General features: G+C 64.1%; 18 protein-coding genes. 11 read left to right on the top strand and 7 right to left on the bottom strand.

Annotation, left to right across the window (positions count from 1 at the left end):
• Window positions 1–132: 132 nt before the first annotated feature.
• Both SM753_RS08145 and SM753_RS08140 read left to right on the top strand, forming a co-directional pair.
• Entirely contained in the window at window positions 133–1,047 is a 915-nt protein-coding gene (locus tag SM753_RS08145) for an ABC transporter ATP-binding protein (RefSeq protein ID WP_323191206.1), read from the top strand.
• Window positions 1,044–1,919: an ABC transporter permease subunit gene (locus tag SM753_RS08140; protein WP_323191205.1), complete on the top strand. Its 876-nt coding sequence runs from the start codon at window positions 1,044–1,046 to the stop codon at window positions 1,917–1,919. Before SM753_RS08145 ends, SM753_RS08140 begins: the two co-directional genes overlap by 4 nt.
• A 9-nt stretch (window positions 1,920–1,928) precedes the next feature.
• On the opposite strand, the gene ligA is transcribed toward SM753_RS08140, so the two are convergent.
• Window positions 1,929–4,013, bottom strand: a complete 2,085-nt coding sequence (gene ligA / locus SM753_RS08135; RefSeq protein ID WP_323191204.1) for an NAD-dependent DNA ligase LigA — start codon at window positions 4,011–4,013, stop codon at window positions 1,929–1,931.
• A gap of 141 nt (window positions 4,014–4,154) precedes the next feature.
• Here ligA and SM753_RS08130 point away from each other — a divergent pair, with 141 nt between their 5' ends.
• Window positions 4,155–5,321, top strand: a complete 1,167-nt coding sequence (locus tag SM753_RS08130) for an alanine--glyoxylate aminotransferase family protein (RefSeq protein ID WP_323191203.1) — start codon at window positions 4,155–4,157, stop codon at window positions 5,319–5,321.
• A gap of 114 nt (window positions 5,322–5,435) precedes the next feature.
• Here SM753_RS08130 and SM753_RS08125 read toward each other — a convergent pair whose 3' ends face one another.
• Window positions 5,436–6,179: an Lrp/AsnC family transcriptional regulator gene (locus SM753_RS08125; RefSeq protein ID WP_135535079.1), complete on the bottom strand. Its 744-nt coding sequence runs from the start codon at window positions 6,177–6,179 to the stop codon at window positions 5,436–5,438.
• Window positions 6,180–6,520: 341 nt separating this feature from the next.
• Here SM753_RS08125 and SM753_RS08120 point away from each other — a divergent pair, with 341 nt between their 5' ends.
• The 3 genes from SM753_RS08120 to SM753_RS08110 all read left to right on the top strand — a co-directional run bounded on the left by SM753_RS08120 (window position 6,521) and on the right by SM753_RS08110 (window position 9,363).
• Window positions 6,521–6,868, top strand: coding sequence for a hypothetical protein (locus SM753_RS08120; protein WP_323191202.1), 348 nt, complete (start codon window positions 6,521–6,523; stop codon window positions 6,866–6,868).
• A 217-nt stretch (window positions 6,869–7,085) separates the two neighbouring features.
• Complete coding sequence (locus SM753_RS08115) at window positions 7,086–7,772, top strand: TrkA family potassium uptake protein (protein WP_323191201.1); 687 nt, start codon at window positions 7,086–7,088, stop codon at window positions 7,770–7,772.
• Between the two features lie 37 nt (window positions 7,773–7,809).
• Complete coding sequence (locus tag SM753_RS08110; protein WP_369335336.1) at window positions 7,810–9,363, top strand: TrkH family potassium uptake protein; 1,554 nt, start codon at window positions 7,810–7,812, stop codon at window positions 9,361–9,363.
• A 67-nt stretch (window positions 9,364–9,430) separates the two neighbouring features.
• Here the strand turns inward: SM753_RS08110 and SM753_RS08105 are convergent, their stop codons facing one another.
• Window positions 9,431–9,880: a hypothetical protein gene (locus SM753_RS08105; protein WP_135535075.1), complete on the bottom strand. Its 450-nt coding sequence runs from the start codon at window positions 9,878–9,880 to the stop codon at window positions 9,431–9,433.
• A 303-nt stretch (window positions 9,881–10,183) separates the two neighbouring features.
• Window positions 10,184–11,386, bottom strand: a complete 1,203-nt coding sequence (locus SM753_RS08100; RefSeq protein ID WP_369335335.1) for an MFS transporter — start codon at window positions 11,384–11,386, stop codon at window positions 10,184–10,186.
• A 130-nt stretch (window positions 11,387–11,516) separates the two neighbouring features.
• Here SM753_RS08100 and SM753_RS08095 point away from each other — a divergent pair, with 130 nt between their 5' ends.
• From SM753_RS08095 to SM753_RS08080, 4 genes are all read left to right on the top strand, one after another.
• Entirely contained in the window at window positions 11,517–12,857 is a 1,341-nt protein-coding gene (locus SM753_RS08095) for an O-acetylhomoserine aminocarboxypropyltransferase/cysteine synthase family protein (protein WP_323191200.1), read from the top strand.
• Entirely contained in the window at window positions 12,854–14,113 is a 1,260-nt protein-coding gene (gene metX / locus SM753_RS08090; protein ID WP_323191199.1) for a homoserine O-acetyltransferase, read from the top strand. Before SM753_RS08095 ends, metX begins: the two co-directional genes overlap by 4 nt.
• 195 nt (window positions 14,114–14,308) lie before the next feature.
• A complete protein-coding gene (locus SM753_RS08085) occupies window positions 14,309–15,043 on the top strand; it encodes a hypothetical protein (RefSeq protein ID WP_323191198.1) in 735 nt (244 codons plus the stop codon).
• A gap of 248 nt (window positions 15,044–15,291) precedes the next feature.
• A complete protein-coding gene (locus tag SM753_RS08080) occupies window positions 15,292–16,068 on the top strand; it encodes a hypothetical protein (protein ID WP_138798433.1) in 777 nt (258 codons plus the stop codon).
• Window positions 16,069–16,084: 16 nt separating this feature from the next.
• Here SM753_RS08080 and serB read toward each other — a convergent pair whose 3' ends face one another.
• Entirely contained in the window at window positions 16,085–16,720 is a 636-nt protein-coding gene (gene serB / locus SM753_RS08075) for a phosphoserine phosphatase SerB (RefSeq protein WP_323191197.1), read from the bottom strand.
• Between the two features lie 148 nt (window positions 16,721–16,868).
• Between serB and serA the strand changes: the two genes are divergently transcribed.
• On the top strand, window positions 16,869–18,458 hold the full coding sequence (gene serA / locus SM753_RS08070; RefSeq protein ID WP_138798431.1) for a phosphoglycerate dehydrogenase: 1,590 nt from the start codon (window positions 16,869–16,871) through the stop codon (window positions 18,456–18,458).
• A gap of 132 nt (window positions 18,459–18,590) precedes the next feature.
• Here serA and SM753_RS08065 read toward each other — a convergent pair whose 3' ends face one another.
• Together SM753_RS08065 and SM753_RS08060 are read right to left on the bottom strand one after the other, a co-directional pair.
• Window positions 18,591–20,426: a hypothetical protein gene (locus SM753_RS08065; protein WP_323191196.1), complete on the bottom strand. Its 1,836-nt coding sequence runs from the start codon at window positions 20,424–20,426 to the stop codon at window positions 18,591–18,593.
• Window positions 20,427–20,902: 476 nt separating this feature from the next.
• The gene (locus tag SM753_RS08060) at window positions 20,903–21,178 is read right to left on the bottom strand and encodes a hypothetical protein (protein ID WP_323191195.1); all 276 of its coding nucleotides are present in this window, start codon (window positions 21,176–21,178) and stop codon (window positions 20,903–20,905) included.
• Between the last annotated feature and the right edge of the window lie 8 nt (window positions 21,179–21,186).

Below are 21,186 nucleotides of genomic sequence, written 5' to 3'. Positions count from 1 at the left end.
CAATCGAAAAAGACTATCGCAGGGGACATTCTCGGGAACTAACTGCTCAGACCGACTTGCAGCTTGCAGCAGAGTTTCAGAGCGTGCAACTATTCCGAACGTATTTGTAACAGCGGTCGGACAACTGCAACGATGACAGCAATAGAACTGGACGGCGTAACAAAGCGGTTCGGTGACGTCGTCGCCCTCCGTAACGTCGACCTCACCGTTCGCGACGGGGAGATATTCGGCTTCCTCGGACCGAACGGTGCGGGGAAATCGACGACGATAGACATACTACTCGACTTCATCAGGCCAACGTCGGGCGACGCGCGCGTTCTCGGTCTCGACGCACAGGCCGAGAGCGAGGCGGTGCGCTCGCGTCTCGGCGTGCTTCCGGACGGCTACGACGTGTACGAACGGCTTACCGGACGCCAGCACATGGAGTTCGCGATCGAATCCAAGGCCGCGGACGACGACGCCGAGGCGTTGCTCGACCGCGTCGGGATCCTCGACGCCGCCGACCGCAAGGCCGGCGGCTACTCGAAAGGGATGACGCAGCGGCTGATGCTCGCGATGGCGCTCGTCGGCGAACCCGACATGCTGATCCTCGACGAGCCATCGACCGGGTTAGACCCGAACGGAGCCCGGGAGATGCGCGAGATAATCCGCGAGGAGCGCGACCGGGGTGCGACCATCTTCTTCTCGTCGCACATCCTCGAACAGGTCGAGGCGGTTTGCGACCGCGTCGGCATCCTCCGCGACGGTGAACTGGTCGCCGTCGACAGCATCGACGGCCTCCGCGACGCCGCTGACCAGGAGATGACGTTGAAAGTCACCGTGGACGAGGTGACGCCCGCAGCGCGTGACGGCGTGACCGACCTCCCCGGCGTGTCGAACGTCATCACCAACGGAAACACGCTGAGTGTCACCTGCGACAGCGATAGCAAAACCGAGGTTCTCGATGCGCTCGAGTTCGCCGGCGCGGAGGTTCGGGACTTCTCGACCGAGCAGGCGTCGCTGGAAGAACTGTTCGCCGCCTACACCACGTCCGAGGTGTCGGCATGACTCTCGACGCTGCCTCCGTTCGCGCCGTCGCCAAGAAGGACTTTCAGGACGCCCTCCGGTCCCGCCTGCTGTGGGTGCTCTCCGTGCTGTTCATCCTGTTCGCCGGCGGTATGGCGTACCTGTACACGGAGATTCAGAACGCGTCCGGCAACGAACTGGCCGCGCTCGACCTGATCTTTTTCCTCCAGTCGCCGGTCGGACTGCTCGTTCCCCTGACCGGCCTGCTGTTGGGGTACAAGTCGGTCGCCGGCGAGATAGAGACGGGGAGCGTGAAGATCCTCCTGTCGCTCCCGCACTCCCGCGGATCGGTGCTTCTCGGGAAACTGTTCGGGCGGACGGGGGTGCTGACGGTACCGATACTCGTCGGGTTCGCCGTAGCCGCCGTCGTCGTCCTCGCACTGTATCCCGTGTTCACGGCGAAGTACTACCTCGCCTTCGTCGCGGTGACGATACTGTTCGGTCTCGCGTACGTCAGCATCGCCGTCGCCATTTCCGCGATGACGAAGTCCACGTCGCGGGCCGCCGTCGGCATCGTCAGCGCGTTCGTCGCGTTCAACATGTTGTGGGAAGTGATCGGATACGGGATCCACTACGTCGTGACCCTCATAACCGAGGGCGACGGGGTGTTCTTCCCTGGATTCGCCAACGAAGCGCCGACCTGGTTCCTCTTCTACCAGCGGCTCTCACCGAACGGCGCGTTCGGCGGCGCACTGACGTCGGCGCTCCCTCGCGATAGTTCGTTTAGTGAGTTCTTCCCGTCCGGCGACGTTCCGTTCTACCTCGCCGACTGGTTCTCACTGGTTATTCTCGCGCTGTGGGTGATCGTCCCGCTGTATCTCGGCTATCTGCGGTTCGACGCCGCGGACCTCTGACCGGGCCGCTCACCTCTCTGCCACGCCCCGTTCGTCGAGCAGGTCCTCGAACTCGTTCTCGTCAAGCACCGGTACGTCCGCCGCTTCGGCGTCGTTGACCTTCGTCGCTCCGGGGTTCTCGCCGGCGATCAGATACTCTGTGTTACCGGAGACGCTGCCCGTCGCGTTCGCGCCGTGGCGCTCGACCAGTTCCTCGGCCTCGCCGCGAGTGTACCCCTCCAGCGCCCCGGTGAAGACGAAGGTGAGTCCGTCGAGTTCCTCGCCGGTCTCGGCCTCGTACGGCCGCGGGTCGACGCCGTGCTCGCGGAGTTCGTCGAGCGCCCGCTGGTTGGCCTCGCTGTCGAAGAAGTCACGCATCTGCGCCGCGACCGTCGGGCCGACGTCGGGCACCTCCCGTAACTCGGTCTCGTCGGCGGCGAGCAGGTCGTCGAGCGTCCCGAACGCCCGAGCGAGTTCGCGGGCCGTCGCCGGGCCGACGCCGGGGATGCCGAGCGCCGAGAGGAACTCCGGTAGCGGGGGTTCTTTCGTACCCGCCAGTTCGGCGAGGAGGTTCTCGGCGCTGCGCTCGCCCCACCGCTCCAGTTCGAGCAGGTCGGCCTTCTCGATACCGTAGAGGTCGGCGATGCTGTCCTCGACCAGTCCGGCCTCGACGAACTGGCGGACGCTTCGCTCGCCGAGGCCGTCGATGTCGAGGCCGTCGTCGCTGGCGTAGTACTCGACCGCGCGGCGCAGTTGCGCCGCACAGGCGAGTCCGCCGGTACAGAACGCCATCGGCCCGTCGCGTTCGACCGGGCTATCGCAGACCGGGCAGGCGTCGGGGAACTCGTAGTGGCCCTCGGTCCGCTTGTCCGTCACCTCCTCGACGTAGGGAATGACGTCACCGGCCCGCTCGACGCGCACCTCGTCGCCGACGTTGACGTTTTTCTCGGCTATCTCGTCGGGGTTGTGGAGGCTGGCCCGCGAGACGGTGACGCCGCCGACGTCGACGGGGTCGAGCAGGGCGACCGGGGTGAGTCGGCCGGTCCGTCCGACCTGGACCGCGACATCGCGGACGGTCGTTCGCTCGTTTCGCGGCGGGAACTTGTAGGCGAACGCCCAGCGGTAGTGGCGGGCGGTCGCACCCAACATCTCGCGCTTCTCGCGGTCGTCGACCTTGATGACGACGCCGTCTATCTCGTAGTTCAGGTCGTCTCTGGCGTCGACCATCCGCTCGCGGTAGTCGATGGCGTCGTCGATGTCGTCGACGCGTTCGACGAGGTCGGTAACGGGCAGGCCGAACTCCGGGAACGCTCCGTGTTCCGCCCACCGGGTCGGCCACTCGTCGCTGCTGTCGAGCACTTCGAAGAAAAAACAGGAGAGGGGCCGCTCGGCGACGACAGCGGGGTCCTGCTGGCGGAGGGTCCCGGCCGTGGCGTTGCGGGGGTTTGCGAACGGCTCTTTCCCCCGTTCCACGCGCTCGCTGTTGTACTGCTGGAACGCGTCGCGGGGCATGTACACCTCGCCGCGGACGGCGAGGAAGTCGGGGTGGTCGCCGCGCAGTCGCTGCGGGATCGCGCCGATAGTCCGGACGTTGCGGGTCACGTCATCGCCCTCGCGCCCGTCGCCGCGGGTGGCAGCGCGGACCAGTCGCCCGTCCTCGTACACGACTTCGATCGACACGCCGTCGAACTTCGGTTCGCAGACGTAGGTCAGGTCTGCGGGTCCGTCGCCGTCGACTTCCTCCCGTACCCGTCGGTCGAACTCCCGGACGTCTTCCTCATCGCCGCTCTGGTCGATAGAGAGCATCGGCGCGACGTGGGTGACGGCGTCGAACTCGTCGACCGGTTCCCCGCCGACCCGCCGGGTGGGGCTGTCCTCGGTCTGCAGGTCGAACTCGTCTTCGAGCGCTTCGAGGCGGGCGAACAGCGCGTCGTAGGTTCGGTCGGCGATGACCGGATCGTTCTCCACGTAGTACCGCCGGTCGTGGTGCCGGACCGCTTCGCGCAGTTGCGCGGCCTGCTCGCGCGCCTCGTCCGGAGCGAGCACCGACACGGGATCGAAGTCCGTCGGGGGGTCGCGGACGTACGGGTTGTCTTCGAGGTCGGGAGTCGACATTTGCTCTCCCTTCTCGCGGCCGGCCCCTAAAAGACGGCGTCCGCGCCGCAGTCGGCCGTGGGAAGCGTGCTAACCCGTCGCAATGTGGCGACGTTTGCGCGTCCCGCGGGGCTTATCCGTTCTGACGCGAAACCCGGAAGTATGACCGAGGAGTTCCTGCTTTTGAATCCCGGCCCCGTGCCCATCACGGACGAGGTCCGGACGGCGATGGACGAAGGGATGGTTTCGCACCGGTCGTCGGAGTTCGAGGCGGTCTACGAACGCGCCCAGAACGGTCTCGACTACGTGTTCGAGCGCTCGTCGCTCGACGGCGAACCCACGTCCAGCGGCGGGACGAGCCTGATCCTGAACGGGACGGCGACGATGGGGATGGAGGCCGCCGTCGCCAACCTCGTGGATGAAGACAGCGAGGTCGTCTCGCTCGTCAACGGCAAGTTCGGGCGGCGCTTCGCGCGCATCGCCGACCGCTACTGTGACTGCACCCGCGTCGAGGCGACGTGGGGCGAGTCCTTCGATATGGACGCGGTCCGCGAGGCCATCACCGACGAGACGGACGTCGTCACGCTCGTCAACAACGAAACCAGCACCGGCCTCCTGAACCCGACCGAGGCCGTCGGCGAGATCGCCGACGAGTACGACGCTCGATTCGTCGTCGACGGCGTCACCAGCATCGGCGGCGACGTACTCCGCGTCGACGACTGGAACATCGATATCGCCATCACGGACGGCCAGAAGGCGCTCGCGGCCCCGCCGGGGATCTCGGCGCTGTACGTCACCGACGACGTGGTCGACGATTTCGACGGCGAGAGCGCGCCGTTCTACGAGGACTTAGACTGGCACCTCCGCAAGGCCGAGAGCCACCAGACTCCCTTCACGAGCGCGGTGCCGCTGTTTCGCGCGCTCGCGGTCGCCGTCGAGCAGATAGAGGAAGAGGGGATGCCGGACCGCATCGAGCGACACCGCGGTCAGGCCGCCGCGTTCCGCGAGGGCTTCACCGCGATGGGCCTCGAACTGTTCGCCGACGCCGACGGCCCGACCGAGTACTCGAACACGCTCACCGCCATTGCCCTGCCGGACTCCGTGCGGGAGGCTCCCGAGGAGTTCTTCGGCGCGGTCGAGGAGCGCAACGTCTCGATCAGCGGCGGGCAGGCCCACCTCGGCGGCGACATCTTCCGCGTCAGCAACATGGGGAACCTCACTGCCGACCAGATCCTCCGCGGGGTCAAGACAGTCGGCGAAGCGATGGAGGAGGTCGGCGTCGACGTGGATGTCGACGAAGGCGTCGCCGCAGCGCGAGAGCAGTTGTAAGCGCGCGCTGAGGAGCGAGTGAAGCCACGGTCGGACCCGGTCGTCGCTGTGCGAAACGGGGCGACCGTTCCGGTCTCTCAGGACCGAACTATGGGTGGAAAACGGAGCGGGCGATCATTGCGTCCCAAACACCTCTAGAGCGTCTTTTTCCAGCGGTCCCGTCGAAAACAGGGAAATCACGTCTCCCGTCTGAATGACAGTTTCCCCTTTCGGCGTGAGTACGTCGCCTTCCCGTTCAATGCCAACCACGAGCATTTCGTCGGCCATCAGACCCTCGTCGACCGCCTGTTCGATCGTCATCTCTGCGATCTCGGCCCCCTCTGAGACGGTGAATTCGACGACTTCCGCTTGCCCGGCGAGGTTCATGAAGTCCGTTAACGACGGACCCTTCGGAACGTTCTCCGGACCGAACGGATCGTATGGGGTGTGATACTCCCCTTCGATAACGCTCTCGTCGTCGATCTCTAACCCGAGGTCCGAGAGGTCACCGGCGATCCGACTGATATCGTCCGTGTCCGACCCGACGGCTGTGATAGTCAGGTTCGACGTCCCTGTCATCAACTCCCGAACCGTTACCACCCCGGAGATTTCGAGAGCCGAGTGAGCGAGTCGGTCGCGGTCCGGGATCGGGGCCGTACAGCTGAACTGGTAGGTGACGTACCCTTCGATAGATTTGTAGTCGATGTCAGCGGGATACCCCCGGAGAATATCCTGCTCTTCGAGTTGTTGGATCCGATTTCGGATCGTCGCCGGAGTAACTTCCATTTCGTCGGCGATCTCCGATGTCGCCGTATTCCGGGCGTCCAGCGCCAAATAATAGAGAATGCGTTTGTCGATTTCATCGACGCGGTGATCCATACCCGAACTACGGTTAGAACTCACAAAGGTCTTATCTGTACGTCTCGGTTGGCCGTCTCGAATCGAACTCGACCGATCCGGACGCGTCGACCGTCGATACCACACTCACAAACATCCAACACTCAAACACATTCAACTGGCGACAACAGCCCTTCCAGGAGAAATAGACTGGGCGTGTATTTTTTGTATTCGAAATTAGATGCCAACATTTATGGCTAACCGGAAATCTAGCTGAGGGTGGAATGCTTTCGTGACAGCAAACACGTCGTCCGAAGCACTCTCTCGCCGGGTACCGTCGTAGGCGTCCCCGGAACAGAAACGGCAGTGATCCAACCCAAAGTATGACCCAATCCGATATTGACCCCCCGGAGGAGATCCCGACGCGGATCACAAACGCGCTCGAAGGTAGCAGTGACAGCCAACTCAGGGAGATCATCCATTACGCCCAACAGCTCCTCCACGAACACCCGCCGCTCACGGACGCAATCGAGTCACGGGAGGGCGAAGTCCTTGTTCGCACGGAGGACTATGGAGCGTACACGATCGTCGTAATGGAACGCCCGGAAGAGACGGGCGAGGCACGCGGTCCCTTCGCCTACAGAGTCAACTGGGAGCCCACTGTCGACGATGGTGGCAAGTACAGGTGGCACTACCTGGGGCGGGTCCACGGCTCAACCGGGGGTGACTAGGGTGCCGGACGTCGATGCGGTCCACAGTCGTCACGCAACCGCGTTCGCGTCTCGCGGCGGGAGCCGCTGGAAGGAACCTCTGACTGGCGGTGACTTCCACACCCAGGCCGGACACAGTGTCGTCCCGATTCTGTACCGTTCCGGCTGGGAAAACAGCGTGCCTGCGGTCGAACCTCGACTGTACGAGCAGGAGTTTTATAAGTAATCGATATCACATATGTACGTCATCATCGTTGGAGCGGGCGACATCGGCACTCCGCTCATCGACATCGCTACCCGATCCGGAAACGAGGTCGTCGTCATCGAGCAAAACGAACAGAAAGCCGACGATATCGCCAGAGAGTACGACTGTCTGGTGCTCAATGCGGACGCCACTACGAAAGACACACTGGCGGACGCGGAAGCCGAGCGGGCCGACGCGATCATCCCGACGACAGAACAGGACGCGACGAACGTCATGGTCTGTCTGCTCGCAAAGGAGTTCGACATTCCGGCAATCACGTCGGTGGTCCACAACGCCGAGCACATGAACCTCTTCCGTCAGATCGGAGTGAACACGATCGAAAACCCCCAGCAGCTCATCGCGGGCTATCTCTACCGAGCGGTGGCCAGGCCGGCTATCGTCGATTACATGCGAATCGGCGAGGAGGCGGAGGTGTTCGAGATCACGGTGACGGAGGGCGCACCGATCGCCGGGAAGACACTCACTGAAGCGGGCAAGGAGAACATTCTTTCGGACGACGTCTTGATCGTCGCAATCGAACGTGAAGGCGAGGACAAGCCGCTGACGCCCCGAGGGGACACCCGGATCGAGCTAAACGACCTGTTGACGGTCTACTCTGCGATCGGAGCGGACCCGGAACTCACGGACATCTTCGGTCATTACGAAGATCGAACAGTATAATGGACGATTCCCTTGAAATGAGGTGCGACGATCCGCGATGATGGTAGATACGCGAACCGTCGGCCGGGACGTCGGTCGAATCGTCCAGGCGATCTCACTGATGGCAGTTGCTTCCGTCGTCGTGGCAACTGTAAACGGAGAGTTCTACGCTGTCCCCGCGTTTGTCGTCTCCGCGATCATACTGGCGGGGATCGGTACTGGTCTGGTTTGGCGATACCGGGGAGCGGACCCACCGGAAAAACGCGAAGCGATGGTCACCGCGGCTACTGCATGGGCTCTTATCGGCGTCCTCGGCGGCTTGCCGTTTCTACTGATCGCCTGGACGATCCAGATCGATCCGCTGCCGGTCTGGGCGAACACACCGCCGATGGACGAGACGACCGCAGTGTTTCTCAACCCGCTTGACGCGGTGTTTGAGAGTATGAGCGGCTTCACCGGCACCGGACTCACGGTGGCTGCTGTCGAAGAGAAGCTTCCGCGGTCTCTCCACTGGTGGCGCTCGTTCATCGAATGGGTCGGCGGTGTCGGCGTGATCGTGTTAACCGTCGCTATCCTTCGACGAGGCGGAGGTAGCAGCGGCTCGTACACCCTCTACGAGAGCGAGGCCCGGTCCGAGAAGATCCATCCGAGTATCGTGACGACGGTTCGGGAGATCTGGAAGATATTCGTTGGCCTCACCGTCGGGTCGATAGTCCTGTTTCTCCTCGCCGGCATGCCGCTGTGGGACGCGATCAACCACGGAATGACCGGGATAGCAACAGGCGGATTCTCCGTCCACGCGGAGTCGATCGGCTACTACGACAGCCCGTTAGTGGAGTACGCCACGGTCCCCGTGATGGTCGCCGGTAGTATCGCGTTCCCCGTTCATTACCTGATATTCAAGGGTGAACTGCGGAACCTCTATGCCGACCTACAGACGCGGTGGGTGTTCATTTGGTTCACGCTCGGGTCGCTCGCACTGACGGGGATCCTGTACACGAACGGCCAGTACGAAACCCTCGAAGAAACGTTCAGGATCAGCCTGTTCCAGTTCGTCTCGGCGACCTCGAACACCGGCTTTGGCAGCGCTGCGATCGGTGGCGGAACAGAACAGGTCTGGAGCGCCGGCGCGACACTGCTTGCCTGCGTCGGGATGCTCACTGGCGCAGCGGCCGGATCGACGGTTAGCGGACTCAAACTCGTTCGCGTGATCACGCTGGTCAAAGGGACGGTCTGGCAGATACGAGACGTCTTCCATCCGCAAACCGCCATCCGGTATCTGCAGATCGGCGAACGCAGACTCAGCGAAGACCAGGCCCAGCGCGAGTACACTGAAGCGACAGTCGTGTTCGTGCTCTGGATCACGTTCCTCGCGATCGGCGTCGCCGTCCTCCTTCACGCACTGTCACCGGCTCATCCGCTGGAGTACGTGATCTTCGACGTGATGAGCGCACAGAGCAACGTCGGCCTCAGTTCCGGTATCACCGGGCCGGAGATGCCCGATACCGCCAAGGGAATGTTGATCCTCAACATGTGGGTCGGTCGGCTCGAGATCATTCCCGTTGCAGTTCTGCTCGGTTCGGGTCTCCAGCGTCTCAACCTCTACCGTTGAAACGGGGGCCGAGACTGGCGGACGCTCCTGTTTCAAATGCCATCGCCTGCTCTCGTCGGAAACACCGCTACTCCTCGTTACGCTCGATGTCGATGTCGACGCCGTTCTCCAGGTCGCCCGCGTCCGTCACTCCACCCGGATCACCGATGTCGACGACGCCGAGGCTCCGTCCGAGTTCGGCTTCGATCGCCGACACAAGCGCGGCCGGATCGTACTGCTCTATCAGCCACTCGGCCACGGCCTCTCCCAGCGTCGCACCGACGCCGTACCCGACCACGTCGTCGACGATCGGACCGGCGGGCGACCGCCCGACTACGTCTCTGACGAACGCTCGCCCAACGAGGCGGCCGACGACCCGGGTCGCCTCCTGAACGTCTACGGCCTCCTCTATCTCGGCGTCGGAGAGCAGCGCCTGGAGGTCGACCGCCTCGACTATCTCCTTCGCCGTGTCGGCGGCGAAGTACGCTTCGAGTGCCCGTTCCAGCGTACCCAGCGGTTCGTCCGGTGACTCGTTCATGCGAAACCGTGTCGCTAGCGGCGACTCGAACGGTTAAGAATTTTTGTCGGGTTCGGTAGAACAGGATGAAAAATCAACGGTTGTGAGCGCGGCGCGACCAACAGGGGGAGGCCTATATCCGGCGAGTCCGTACGATCAATTGCGGCACCCCAATGCTGCAACCGTCCGGCGACGGGGCGGTCCTTTTCTGACCGCTCTCGCCGGCGTTTCCCACTCCCCTTCGACACCGTCGCGCGGCGGGATTCTTTCCCCTGCAAACCCGTGTTCACCCTAACCGACGCTACGTCTGCACCCCCAACCCCGTTACGTCTCTTCTGTTTCGCCGAACGTCTCCGTCCGTTCCACGTCGATGCGGAGAAGCAGCGGGAGCGTTACCAGTGCCAGCGCTATCTCGACGCTTCCGGCGACCAGAAAGGCGGTGCCGAACCCGTACGCGTCGGCGACGGTGCCGCCGACGAGAAACCCCGTGAGAAAGCCGAGGCTTCCGAACAGGTTGAACCCGCCCATCGCGGTTCCGCGGTCGCTCGCGGGCGCGAGGTCGGTGACGAGTGCCATCGTCGCGGGTGCCATCAGCGCACCGAGAACGCCGACGAGGACCATCCCCGCGCCGGCGAGCGCGACGGTCGGCATGCGCCCGACGGCGACGACACAGAGGCCGTACAGTGCGGACCCGCCGACGATGGGGAGGCGGCGGCCGACTCGGTCCGACAGCGCGCCGAAGGGGTACTGGAGCAGGGCGAAGGGAGCGAAAAAGAGCGCGAGCATCAACCCCGTCGCGCCGGGGCCGAGGCCGAAGACGGTTCGGAAGTAAAGCGTGCCGACCAGCGCGAAAAACCCGGCCGTCAGGCGGTCGATGAAGCCGAAGGCGTAGGGAACTGTCAACGTCGGCGTAGCGGTGAGGTTCGACGCGACGGTGCGCAGGGTTTCGTTCCGCGACGGCGCGCGGTCCGCGACTCGCGAGACCAGTAGGCCGGCGACCAGCAATAGCCCGCTCGCGAGGTACAGGGGCCCGAGCGGGTCTATCTCCGTCAACTGGCCGCCGAGGGGCGCGCCGGTCGCGGTGCCGAGGCCGATGGCGATGCCCGCCGCGCCCATGTTTTTCCCGTGGCCCCCCGAGAGGTCCATCAGCATCGTCATCGCGAGCGAGAAGGCACCGATGGTCGCCGCGCCCTGGAGCGCGCGGATGACGAGGACCGCTTCGAAGGAGAGGTCCGTCACTGCGGGTGCAACGGCCAGTACGGCGTATCCGACTGCGCCGCCGACCGCACCGACGACGATGAAGGGGACGCGCTTGCCGGCGGCGTCGCTGGCCGCGCCCCAGACGCCGACGAAGACGACGAAGGCGGCGAACTCCGCGACGAGAAACCACATGCTCGCGTCGAGGTCAGTCGTCGCGCCCAGTGCGGACACCAGGTCCGGGACCCCCGGATAGAGAAGAGTCTGGGCCAGCAGGACGGTGAAGACGACTGCCGCGAGCAGTGTCCGTTCTCGTCGTATCCGTTCCACAGCGGCTATTGTCGCTCTCGGATGAAAAACGCCCCGAGTCGCTCCCGTTCCCGTGGCAAGAAGTGGCAAGAACTGCGAATCTTGCCGTAACTACGGGTTATATGAATTAGAAGATATATGAGTGAGATACATGACTGACGAGGACGAGTCCACGGAGACGGACATCTCCACCCGGAGCGTCCACGCGGGGCAGGAACGGCCCGACGAGTCGACGGGCGCGCGCGCTCCGCCGTTGCACCAGACCACGTCGTACGTGTTCGAAGACGCGGACCGTGCCGCGGACCTCTACGCGTTAGACGCCGAGGACCACATCTACTCCCGCATGAGCAACCCGACCGTCGAGACCCTGGAGGAGCGTCTCGCCAGTCTGGAAGGCGGCACGGGCGCGGTGGCGACGGCGAGCGGTATGGCGGCGCTCGACGCGGCGACGCTCGTGCTCGCGGAGACGGGCGACAACGTCGTCTGCTCGACTGACACCTACGGTGGGACGACGGCGTACCTCTCGAAAACCGCCGCGCGCCGCGGGATCGAGGCCCGGTTCGTCGACACGCTGGACTACGACGCGTACGCCGAAGCCATCGACGACGACACCGCCTACGTCCACGTCGAGACGATCGGCAACCCCTCGCTGGTGACGCCGGACTTCGAGCGCGTCGCCGACGTGGCCCACGACCGCGGCGTCCCGCTGGTTGTCGACAACACGTTCGCGACGCCGTACCTCTGTCGACCGCTGGAACGCGGTGCGGACGTGGTGTGGAACTCGACGACCAAGTGGCTCCACGGGTCCGGCACGACGGTCGGCGGCGTCCTCGTCGAGGACGGCGACTTCCCGTGGGGCGAACACGGCTACGAGGAAGTCGCCGGCGACAACCCCGCGTACCACGACACCGACTTCTCGCGGGACTTCCCCGACGCGCCGTTCACCGCCGCAGTTCGGTACCGGTCGCTGCGAAGCCTCGGCGACCAGCAGTCGCCGTTCGACGCCTGGCAGACCCTCCAGGGCCTCGAATCGTTCCCGCTGCGGATGGACCGACACTGCGAGAACGCGGCCATCGTCGCGGAGTATCTCGCCGACCACGACGACGTGGCGTGGGTCACGTACCCGGGGCTGGCGGACCACGAGACCCACGACGAGGCCAGCGAGTATCTGGACGGTGGGTACGGCGGGATGATCGCGTTCGGCCTCGACGGCGGCGACGCCGAACCGTCGGATCGCGGTTCGGACTCTCGCGGCGGATACGAGGCCGGCAAGGCGTTCTGCGAGAACGTCGAACTGGCCTCCTTCCTCGCGAACATCGGCGACGCGAAGACGCTCGTCATCCACCCCGCGAGCACCACGCACGGACAGCTATCGCCCGAGGAACAGCGACAGGCGGGCGTCACGACCGACCTGGTCCGCCTCTCAGTCGGCATCGAGGACCCGGCGGACATCCTCGCGGACATCGAACGGGGGATCGAGTCAGCGACATGAAGGCGACAGCGGGCACCATCGACCTCGGCGAGTTCGAGTTCGAGAACGGCGAGTCGATTCCGTCGCTGGAGGTCGCCTACGAGACGTACGGCGAGTTCGAGGGCGACAATGCGGTGCTGGTCTGTCACGCGCTCACGGGCAGTGCCCACGTCGCCAACCGCCGTCTCACTGACGGGGAATCGCCGGTGACAGGCGGACAGGCACGCGCCTGGTGGGACGACATCGTCGGCCCGGGCAAGGCCGTCGACACGAAGGAGTACTACGTCGTCTGTACCAACGTTCCCGGGTCGTGCTACGGGACCACGGGACCGTCGAGCGAGAACCCCGAAACGGGCGAACCATACGGCACCGACTTCCCGCCCGTCACCGTCACCGACTGGACGCGCGCCCAGCGGGAAGTGCTGAACGAACTCGGCGTCGGCCGCCTCCACGCCGTCGTCGGCGGCAGCGTCGGCGGGATGAACGTTCTGGAGTGGGGAAAGCTGTACCCGGACGACGTTCGCCGCCTGGTTCCGGTGGCCACCGCCGCCCGCCTCGACCCCCAGTGTCTGGCGATCGACGCCATCGCACGACGGTCGATCATGACCGACCCGAACTGGAACGGCGGGGACTACTACGGCGTCTCCGCCGAAGGCGGAGGCTCGTCGGACGACTCCGACGGCGGCGAGCATCCGGACCACGGCCTCGCCCTCGCCCGCCAACTCGGTCACGTGATGTACCTCTCGAAGGCGTCGATGGAGCAGAAGTTCGGCCGCCGCGCGGCCGGCCGCGACGCCGCCCAGGACGTGTTTCCCTCGGACCCGGCGGCGGGGTTTTTCCCGTACCGCGACGTGGAGTCGTATCTCGACTATCAGGCCGACAAGTTCGTCGACCGGTTCGACGCCAACAGCTACCTCTACCTGACGCGGGCGATGGACAACTACGACCTCGCTGGCGGCTACGACTCCGACGCCGCCGCGCTCGCCGCCTTCGAGGGCGAGGCACTGGTTATCTCGTTCACCGGCGACTGGCACTTCACGAGCGAACAGTCGGAGTCACTCGCGGACGCCTTCCGCGAGGCGAGCGTACCGGTCGCACACCACGTCATCGACTCCGACCACGGCCACGACGCGTTCCTCGTCGAACCCGAGAACGTCGGCCCGCCGGTCGCCGACTTCCTCTCCGATGGCGTCGAGGGCCGCGCAGTCACCGACACAGCCGAAGACGAGGACGAGGGCTCCGACTTCGCGCCGGTCCACACGAGCCTGTTCTCGTAACTCTCCTCGACAGACTACCCATTCGATTCCTCGCGGAAGCGACGTATCCATCGAGTTCCGATTACCAAAGCGAACTGGCGTACTGGATGCTGATCGCGTGTTATCACGTCCGACCTCTCCGCACAGATTTTATTCCCGAAACCAATGTTAGTTAAATAGATAACTATAAACCCCTGAAGTCTCTGTGTTCCGATGATGTCAGGGTCAAGAGACGATTCCGGACAACAGGACGCACAGAACGCTGTTCAGGACGGTGGACAGCCGAAGGGCCAACCGCAGGGACAACCAGCCGCTGGACAGGCACCGCCTGCCACGCAGGAGTCCGTCACTGACAAACTCAAAGACCCGCTCGTACAGGAGTTCACGAAAGGAATCGGCGCGCTGTACGCCATTACGGGTATCGGTCTCGGACTGCTGGTAGTGGTGTTCGGCTTCGTCGGCAAGCCCGTCCTTATCCGTGGGACGCAGGCCGATACCGCAGCAGAGGTCCCGGAGTACGGGACGTACATGGCCGCCGAATTCGTCAACCAGACCGGTCAGATCGTGGTCATGATACTGCCCCTTCTGGCCGTCGCGGCGGCGCTTCCCGTCGGCCTCTATGCGGCACGCTCGCTCAACGTCGACGACAAGACGTCGTACATCGCCGCCGGCGTGAGTTCGCTGGTCGGTTCGGTCCTGATGGTCGTCGCAGGTGGCTATCTCGCGGCTTCGCAGGTGTCCAACGTTCAGGACGAGGCCGAGGCGGCCAACAAGGCCCTCGCCGAAGTGGAAGACACTGAAGGGCTGACGCAGGCAACTTCGTTCACCGAGGAGTATACGGTCGAAGCCGTCGACCTCGTGATCAACAGCGTCGGAACCGGTGTCGTCGCGGCTATCATCGCCGTCGCCGCCGCGTACGCCTACCGCAACTACCTCGTCGGCTCGCTGTAGCCTGCTCTCCGCGATCGATGTTTTCCGGAGTCGCCTGGTTCTCCGCCAGCGACTCAACCGTTACAGAACGCAGATCACGCCCAAATTAGGGACGCGGTCGGCGTCTGTCGTCCGTCGTAGGCGACGACGAGACCGCGACGATCGAGTGTCACGCCGCCGCGATGCTGCGCGAGATCGAACCCTTTCACGTCCGCAGAACATAAAATTCAGTGGATAATTATAAATCGCTGTCGTGTAACGTACGGATAATGGCAGACAGAGGTGGCAACCAGCAGAACCGTGGCGAACAGGGGAGAAAACAGGGGGGCGGGCAGGTGCAGGGTCAGCCGAACGACGGCGCGGCCGGACAGCAACCCGGTGCCGTCGGCGGCGCACAGAGCAGGCAGGAGGGTATCGTCGACGTAGCGACGAAGCCGCGGACGAAGGAGTATCTCACCTTCTTCGTCGGACTGTTCGCCGTCGTCGGACTGGCCGTCGGACTGAGCGTTATCCTCGTCGGCGCGCTCGGGGGATCGCCGCTCTCGCCCGACTTCGACTCGACGGTGCAGAATCAGTTGGACAGCAACGTCGACAACGTCGACGAGATGCTCGCCCAGATGCACCTGAATCGTCTGGCGGCGACGGCGATCAACGGCGCGCCGCTGCTCGCGGCCGTACTCGGTGTCGTCACCGGTGGCTACGTCGGGAGTCGTCTCCGCGCACCAGACCGCGAAGCGTACGTCACCGCCGGCCTCAGCGCCGGTGTCGGCTCCGCCGTGCTGGTGACGCTCGTCGGGTTCCTCGCCTCCACGCAGATCGACCCCGTCCCGGCCCCCGAGTTGACTGACGAGGCGTCACAGAGTGCGGGAATGGCCGAGGCCGGACTCGGCGCAGTCGAGGGTATTCCGTCGGCTATCCTCATCGGCGGCACTGACCTCTCGACCGGCGATCTCCTGACGAACGCGGTCCTCATCGGCATCGCCGTCGGGGCGGTCGCCGCGGCGACAGTCTACGTAGTGCGGAACTACAGCCCGCCGGAGGCCTGATCGGTAGCGGTACCCGTTACAGCACGTCGTCTTTTTCGAGCAGGTCCTGCAACTCGCCCATCGTCGTGACGACCGTGTCACAGTGGGGGCGAACGGCGTCTTTCGGCTCGAAGCCGATAGCCTGGCCCGCGACCTGGAGCATCGGCAGGTCGTTCGCGCCGTCGCCGACGGCGATGGCGTCTCCCATCTCGACGCCGAGGTCGTCGGTCAGCGATTCGAGGGCGTCGTCTTTCGTCCCCTCGATGAGCGGTCCCTCGACCTCGCCGGTCAGTTCGTCGCCGGCCATCGGCAACCTGTTCGCGACGATGGTGTCGACGCCGACGCCCTCGCGTTCGAGTGCGGCCTCGACGCCGCGTTCGAACCCGCCGGTGAGGATAGCGACGTGGACGCCGGCAGCGCGAAGCGCCGCGATGAGGTCGGCCGCACCGGGCCGCAAAAGAACCTCGTCGAACGCCGCGGCGGCCTCGACCGCCGGGAGTCCGTCGAGCAGTGCCGCGCGCTCGCGCAGGCTGGTGGCGTAGTCGATCTCGTTGTTCATCGCCCGCTCGGTGATCGCAGCCATCTCGTCGGCCACGCCGCGGCGCTGCCCGAGCAGGACGGTCATCTCCGAGTCCGAGAGCGTTCCATCGAAATCGAACGCGACGATCGTCATGCCGCGGGATTCGTCCGGGGGTGTTGAAAAGAAAGCGATCCCGCGTTTTTTCGCCGGGTCGCCGCCCGGCGGGGGTCCCGATCCGGCAGTTTTCGCCACACATGCCGACACAGGAAGCGTTAACCCGACCGGGCGAAACCCCCTTCGTATGAAGGTACTCGTAACCGATCCCATCGCGGACGCGGGCCTCGCCCGCCTGCGGGAGTCGGGCCACGAGGTCGAGACGGCCTACGACGTGGAGGGTGACGAACTGTTAGACGCGGTCGCCGACGCGAACGGACTCATCGTTCGGTCCGGCACCGAGGTGACCGAAGAGGTGTTAGACGTCGCCTCTGACCTGGTCATCGTCGGCCGCGCCGGCATCGGCGTCGACAACATCGACATCGACGCGGCGACCGAACACGGCGTCATCGTCGCGAACGCGCCGGAGGGCAACGTCCGCGCGGCGGCCGAACACACCGTCGCGATGGCGTTCGCCAGCGCGCGCTCTATCCCTCAGGCCCACGTCCGCCTCAAGGCCGGCGAGTGGGCGAAAGGCGACTACCTCGGGACGGAGGTAAACGGCAAGACGCTGGGCGTCGTCGGCCTCGGCCGCGTCGGCCAGGAAGTCGCGAAGAAACTCGACTCGCTTGGCATGGACCTCGTCGCGTTCGACCCCTACATCAGCGAGGAGCGCGCCTCGCAACTCGGCGCGGAACTGGTCGACCTCGACGACTGCCTGGCGCGCGCCGACTTCCTGACGGTCCACACGCCGCTGACCTCCGAGACGGAAGACATGATCAGCGACGACGAACTCGCCAAACTGGAGGGTGGCTATCTCGTCAACTGCGCCCGCGGGGGCGTCGTCGACGAGGACGCACTCGCCGCGGCCGTCGAGGATGGCGTTCTCGCCGGAGCGGCGGTCGACGTGTTCGCCGACGAACCCGTCTCTCCGGACAACCCCCTGCTCGACGTGGAGAACGTTGTCGTCACGCCGCACCTCGGCGCGTCCACCGAGGCCGCACAGGAAAACGTCGCCGTCTCGACGGCAGAGCAGGTCGCCGCCGCGTTCGACGAGGAACCCGTCGTGAACGCCCTGAACGCGCCGTCTATCGACGAGAGCGCGTTCCCCCGCGTCGAACCGTACATCGACCTCGCCGAAACCGCCGGCAAGATCGCCGCTCAACTGTTCGACGGCCGGATCTCCACCGTCGAGGTCAGCTACGAGGGAGACATCGCCGAGGAAGACGTCGAACTCGTCACCGCGAGCGGCCTCAAAGGCGTGTTCCAACCCCTGGAGTGGCAGGTCAACGCCGTCAACGCTCCCCAGATCGCCGAGGAGCGCGGCATCGAGGTCACCGAGTCGAAAACCCGGCAGGCCGAGGACTTCCAGAGCCTCGTCACGGTCACGGTCACTGACGGCGAGGACGAAGTGAGCGTCGACGGGACGCTGTTTGCGGACGGCGACGCCCGTATCGTCCGCATCGACGGCTACCGCGTCGACGCTATCCCCGGCGGTCATATGATGGTCGCGCGAAACACGGACGAACCCGGCGTCATCGGACTCATCGGGAGCGTCATGGGCGACCACGACGTCAACATCGCCGGCATGTACAACGCCCGCGAAACCATCGGTGGAGAGGCTCTGACCGTGTACAACGTCGACAGCCCGGTTCCCGACGAGGCGGTCCGGACGCTTGAGGACGACGACCGGATCATCGGAATGCGCTACATCGCGCTGAACGGCGTCGAAGAGTAGAGCGGTTGCTCCCGTCTACGGTCTCGGCGTTGCCGGCTACTGTTCGGCTTTCTTCCCCGCGCCAATCAGGCTCGGCAACGTCCGATTGGACTCTCTGGGAGTATCCGGAAGGAACGAAAAAGGAGCCGGTTTTTACCCGGCTACGGACGCGTTCGTGGTGTTCTGGCTCGTGACGTTCACCGTCGCCGTGGTGGTCACTGGCTGACCACCGGACACGTAGACTTGGTCGGTGCCGAGGTCGAACTGCTGGTTACCGTTCGTGTCGTTGAACGCGGCCGCGACGAGCGTCTGGTTCTCTGTGAGCGACTGATCCAGCGTCACGCTGACGTTCTGCTGACTGCCGTTGACGAACGACGAATTTCCGAGTGGCGACGCCATTGTCGCGTTGTAGACCGCGACGAAGCCGCCCTGTGACAGATTCGCCGAGTTGACCATGACTGACGTGCCGTTCGAGGTCTGGTTCACCATCGACAGGTTGGCCGAGGCGCTCTGGTTCGCCATCGAAGCGTTTCCGGTCGCGTTAGTGACGTTGACCATCGCCGTGGTAGCGACCAGTTGACCGCCGGAGACGTAGACCTCGTCGGTGCCGAGGTCGAACTGCTGATTACCGTTCGTGTCGTTGAACGCGATCGCTGCGAGCGTCTGGTTCTGCGTCAGCGACTGATTCAGCGTTACGTTCACGTTCTGCTGACTGCCGTTGACGAACGACGAATTCCCGAGCGGCGATGCGAGCGTCGCGTTGTAAACCGTGACGAAACCGCCCTCCGGTAGAGTCGTCGAGTTGACCACGACTGAACTACCGTTTGAAGTCTGATTCGCCATCGATACGTTGGCGGTTCCATTGGTAGCATTAGTGGCGTTGGTAGCGTTAGTGGCGTTGGTAGCGTTAGTGGCGTTAGCGGCGGCGGTTGCGTTGGTAGCGTTGGTAGCGTTGGTAGCGTTGGTGGCGTTGGTCGCGTTCTGTTCGGTGACGTTGACCATCGCTGTGGCGGTCACTGGCTGCTCATCGGACACGTAGATCCGGTCGGTGCCGAGGTCGAACTGCTGGTTGCCGTTCGTGTCGTTGAACGCGACCGCGGCGAGCGTCTGGTTCTGCGTCAGCGACTGATCCAGTGTAACGCTGACGTTCTGCTGGCTGCCGTTGACGAACGACGAGTTACCGAGCGGTGACGCGAGGGTCGTGTTGTAGACCGCGACGAAGCCGCCCTGTGACAGGTTCGCCGAGTTGACCATGACTGACGTGCCGTTCGAGGTTTGGTTCACCATCGACAGGTTGGCCGAGGCGCTCTGGTTCGCCAGCATGGCGTTGGTCGCGTTGGTGGCGTTGGTTGCGTTGGTGGCGTTAGTGGCGTTAGTGGCGTTGGTCGCGTTCTGTCCGGTGATGTTGACCATCGCCGTGGCGGCGGCCAGTTGACCGCCGGAGACGTAGACCTCGTCGGTGCCGAGGTCGAACTGCTGATTACCGTTCGTGTCGTTGAACGCGAGTACGGCGAGCGTCTGGTTCTGGGTCAGCGGCTGGTCGAACGTCACGTTCACGATCTCTTGGCTGCCGTTGATGAACGACGAGTTACCGAGTGGCGACGCCATTGTCGTATTGTAGACTGTGACGAAGCCACCCTCCGGCAGGTCCACCGAGCTAACTACGATTGACGAGCCGTTCGAGGCCTGGTCCGCGACTATTACGTTCGTTGCTGTGGTCTGGTTCACCGAATCTTCGGTGTCGTTATCGGCGATGTCCTCGTCATCGGCATCGTCAGTCTCGTTATCCGCTTGGTCGTCGAGGGAATCGTCGGTCTCGTTGTCGGATTCGTTGTCAGGATCTTCCTGCAGGAAAACCCCGTCTCCAGCGTCTCCGGCAGACAGCTCACTAGAGTCTTCGGCCGGTGTTGCGCTGGCGACGCCGATCCCCGTCATACCCAATACGACGAGACCGACGACGAACACTACAGTTATTGTACGGTGTGTCATGTATCGTCTGAACCTCCGCAAACACGGTCAAGAGGGCTGTTATTAAAGCGAAAACCTTGTTTCGAAACTTTCAGCGGTGCCCGCTGAAGTACCGTCTTACTTACGGCGCACTAGCGTACCCAACCGTCTGAGTAATTCTGATTAGTTCGCTTTCGAATACAGATTACCAGAGATACTGATTGACTTAGGGGGCGGAGTTAGTGCTACTCACGGGGTGCGAGATATTCCTGAACACAGGTGGCTAATTGCTGTTGAATATCAACGTAGGCGGTTCGAAGAAGTCGCATTATCGACAACTTCTGGATAGTTGACGTTCTGATAGTTGAGTGGCTCGTCCGTCGTCAGTGTGAGCGACACAAACAGTCGCTTAACGCAGTGCCGTCCGAATGTTCGTTCGTTTACTACTGGTCGAAGTAACGTCCTACCGAAGCGGCGGTGGGGTCCGCGGCCGGATGGAAAGCGTCTGTGGAGCCGGCTCAGCGCAGGCGGCTGAGTAACTCGCCGAACGCTCGGCCGGTCTCTTCTTGCTCTCCGTCCGCCTCGCACCCTCGCTCGTCGAGGAGACGTTCGTACCGCTGTATCACCGACTGTCGTCGCCGCCGCTCGCGTTCGAGTTCCGCTTCGAGGTCGTTAATCTCGGCCCGTAAGTCGGCGATGCGGGCGGATTCGCCGTCGGCGTGGTCGACGGCGGCGCAGTCGCCGCTCGAGCGCGGGGGAGACTGTTCGGGAGGGGTGGACTGATTGGTCGCCATGCGCACAT

The organism is Halostella sp. PRR32 (genome assembly GCF_034808085.1).
In the GTDB taxonomy this organism is placed as follows: Archaea; Halobacteriota; Halobacteria; order Halobacteriales; family Natronoarchaeaceae; genus Halostella; species Halostella pelagica.
The sequence above is the reverse complement of the archived record's forward strand: the minus strand, read 5'-3'. Positions and strand labels throughout refer to the sequence as shown.

Coding starts and splice junctions, on each gene's coding strand:
- SM753_RS08145 (WP_323191206.1), top strand. CDS start 133: ATGACAGCAATAGAACTGGACGGCGTAACAAAGCGGTTCGGTGACGTC.
- SM753_RS08140 (WP_323191205.1), top strand. CDS start 1,044: ATGACTCTCGACGCTGCCTCCGTTCGCGCCGTCGCCAAGAAGGACTTT.
- ligA (WP_323191204.1), bottom strand. CDS start 4,013: ATGTCGACTCCCGACCTCGAAGACAACCCGTACGTCCGCGACCCCCCG.
- SM753_RS08130 (WP_323191203.1), top strand. CDS start 4,155: ATGACCGAGGAGTTCCTGCTTTTGAATCCCGGCCCCGTGCCCATCACG.
- SM753_RS08125 (WP_135535079.1), bottom strand. CDS start 6,179: ATGGATCACCGCGTCGATGAAATCGACAAACGCATTCTCTATTATTTG.
- SM753_RS08120 (WP_323191202.1), top strand. CDS start 6,521: ATGACCCAATCCGATATTGACCCCCCGGAGGAGATCCCGACGCGGATC.
- SM753_RS08115 (WP_323191201.1), top strand. CDS start 7,086: ATGTACGTCATCATCGTTGGAGCGGGCGACATCGGCACTCCGCTCATC.
- SM753_RS08110 (WP_369335336.1), top strand. CDS start 7,810: ATGATGGTAGATACGCGAACCGTCGGCCGGGACGTCGGTCGAATCGTC.
- SM753_RS08105 (WP_135535075.1), bottom strand. CDS start 9,880: ATGAACGAGTCACCGGACGAACCGCTGGGTACGCTGGAACGGGCACTC.
- SM753_RS08095 (WP_323191200.1), top strand. CDS start 11,517: ATGACTGACGAGGACGAGTCCACGGAGACGGACATCTCCACCCGGAGC.
- metX (WP_323191199.1), top strand. CDS start 12,854: ATGAAGGCGACAGCGGGCACCATCGACCTCGGCGAGTTCGAGTTCGAG.
- SM753_RS08085 (WP_323191198.1), top strand. CDS start 14,309: ATGTCAGGGTCAAGAGACGATTCCGGACAACAGGACGCACAGAACGCT.
- SM753_RS08080 (WP_138798433.1), top strand. CDS start 15,292: ATGGCAGACAGAGGTGGCAACCAGCAGAACCGTGGCGAACAGGGGAGA.
- serB (WP_323191197.1), bottom strand. CDS start 16,720: ATGACGATCGTCGCGTTCGATTTCGATGGAACGCTCTCGGACTCGGAG.
- serA (WP_138798431.1), top strand. CDS start 16,869: ATGAAGGTACTCGTAACCGATCCCATCGCGGACGCGGGCCTCGCCCGC.
- SM753_RS08065 (WP_323191196.1), bottom strand. CDS start 20,426: ATGACACACCGTACAATAACTGTAGTGTTCGTCGTCGGTCTCGTCGTA.
- SM753_RS08060 (WP_323191195.1), bottom strand. CDS start 21,178: ATGGCGACCAATCAGTCCACCCCTCCCGAACAGTCTCCCCCGCGCTCG.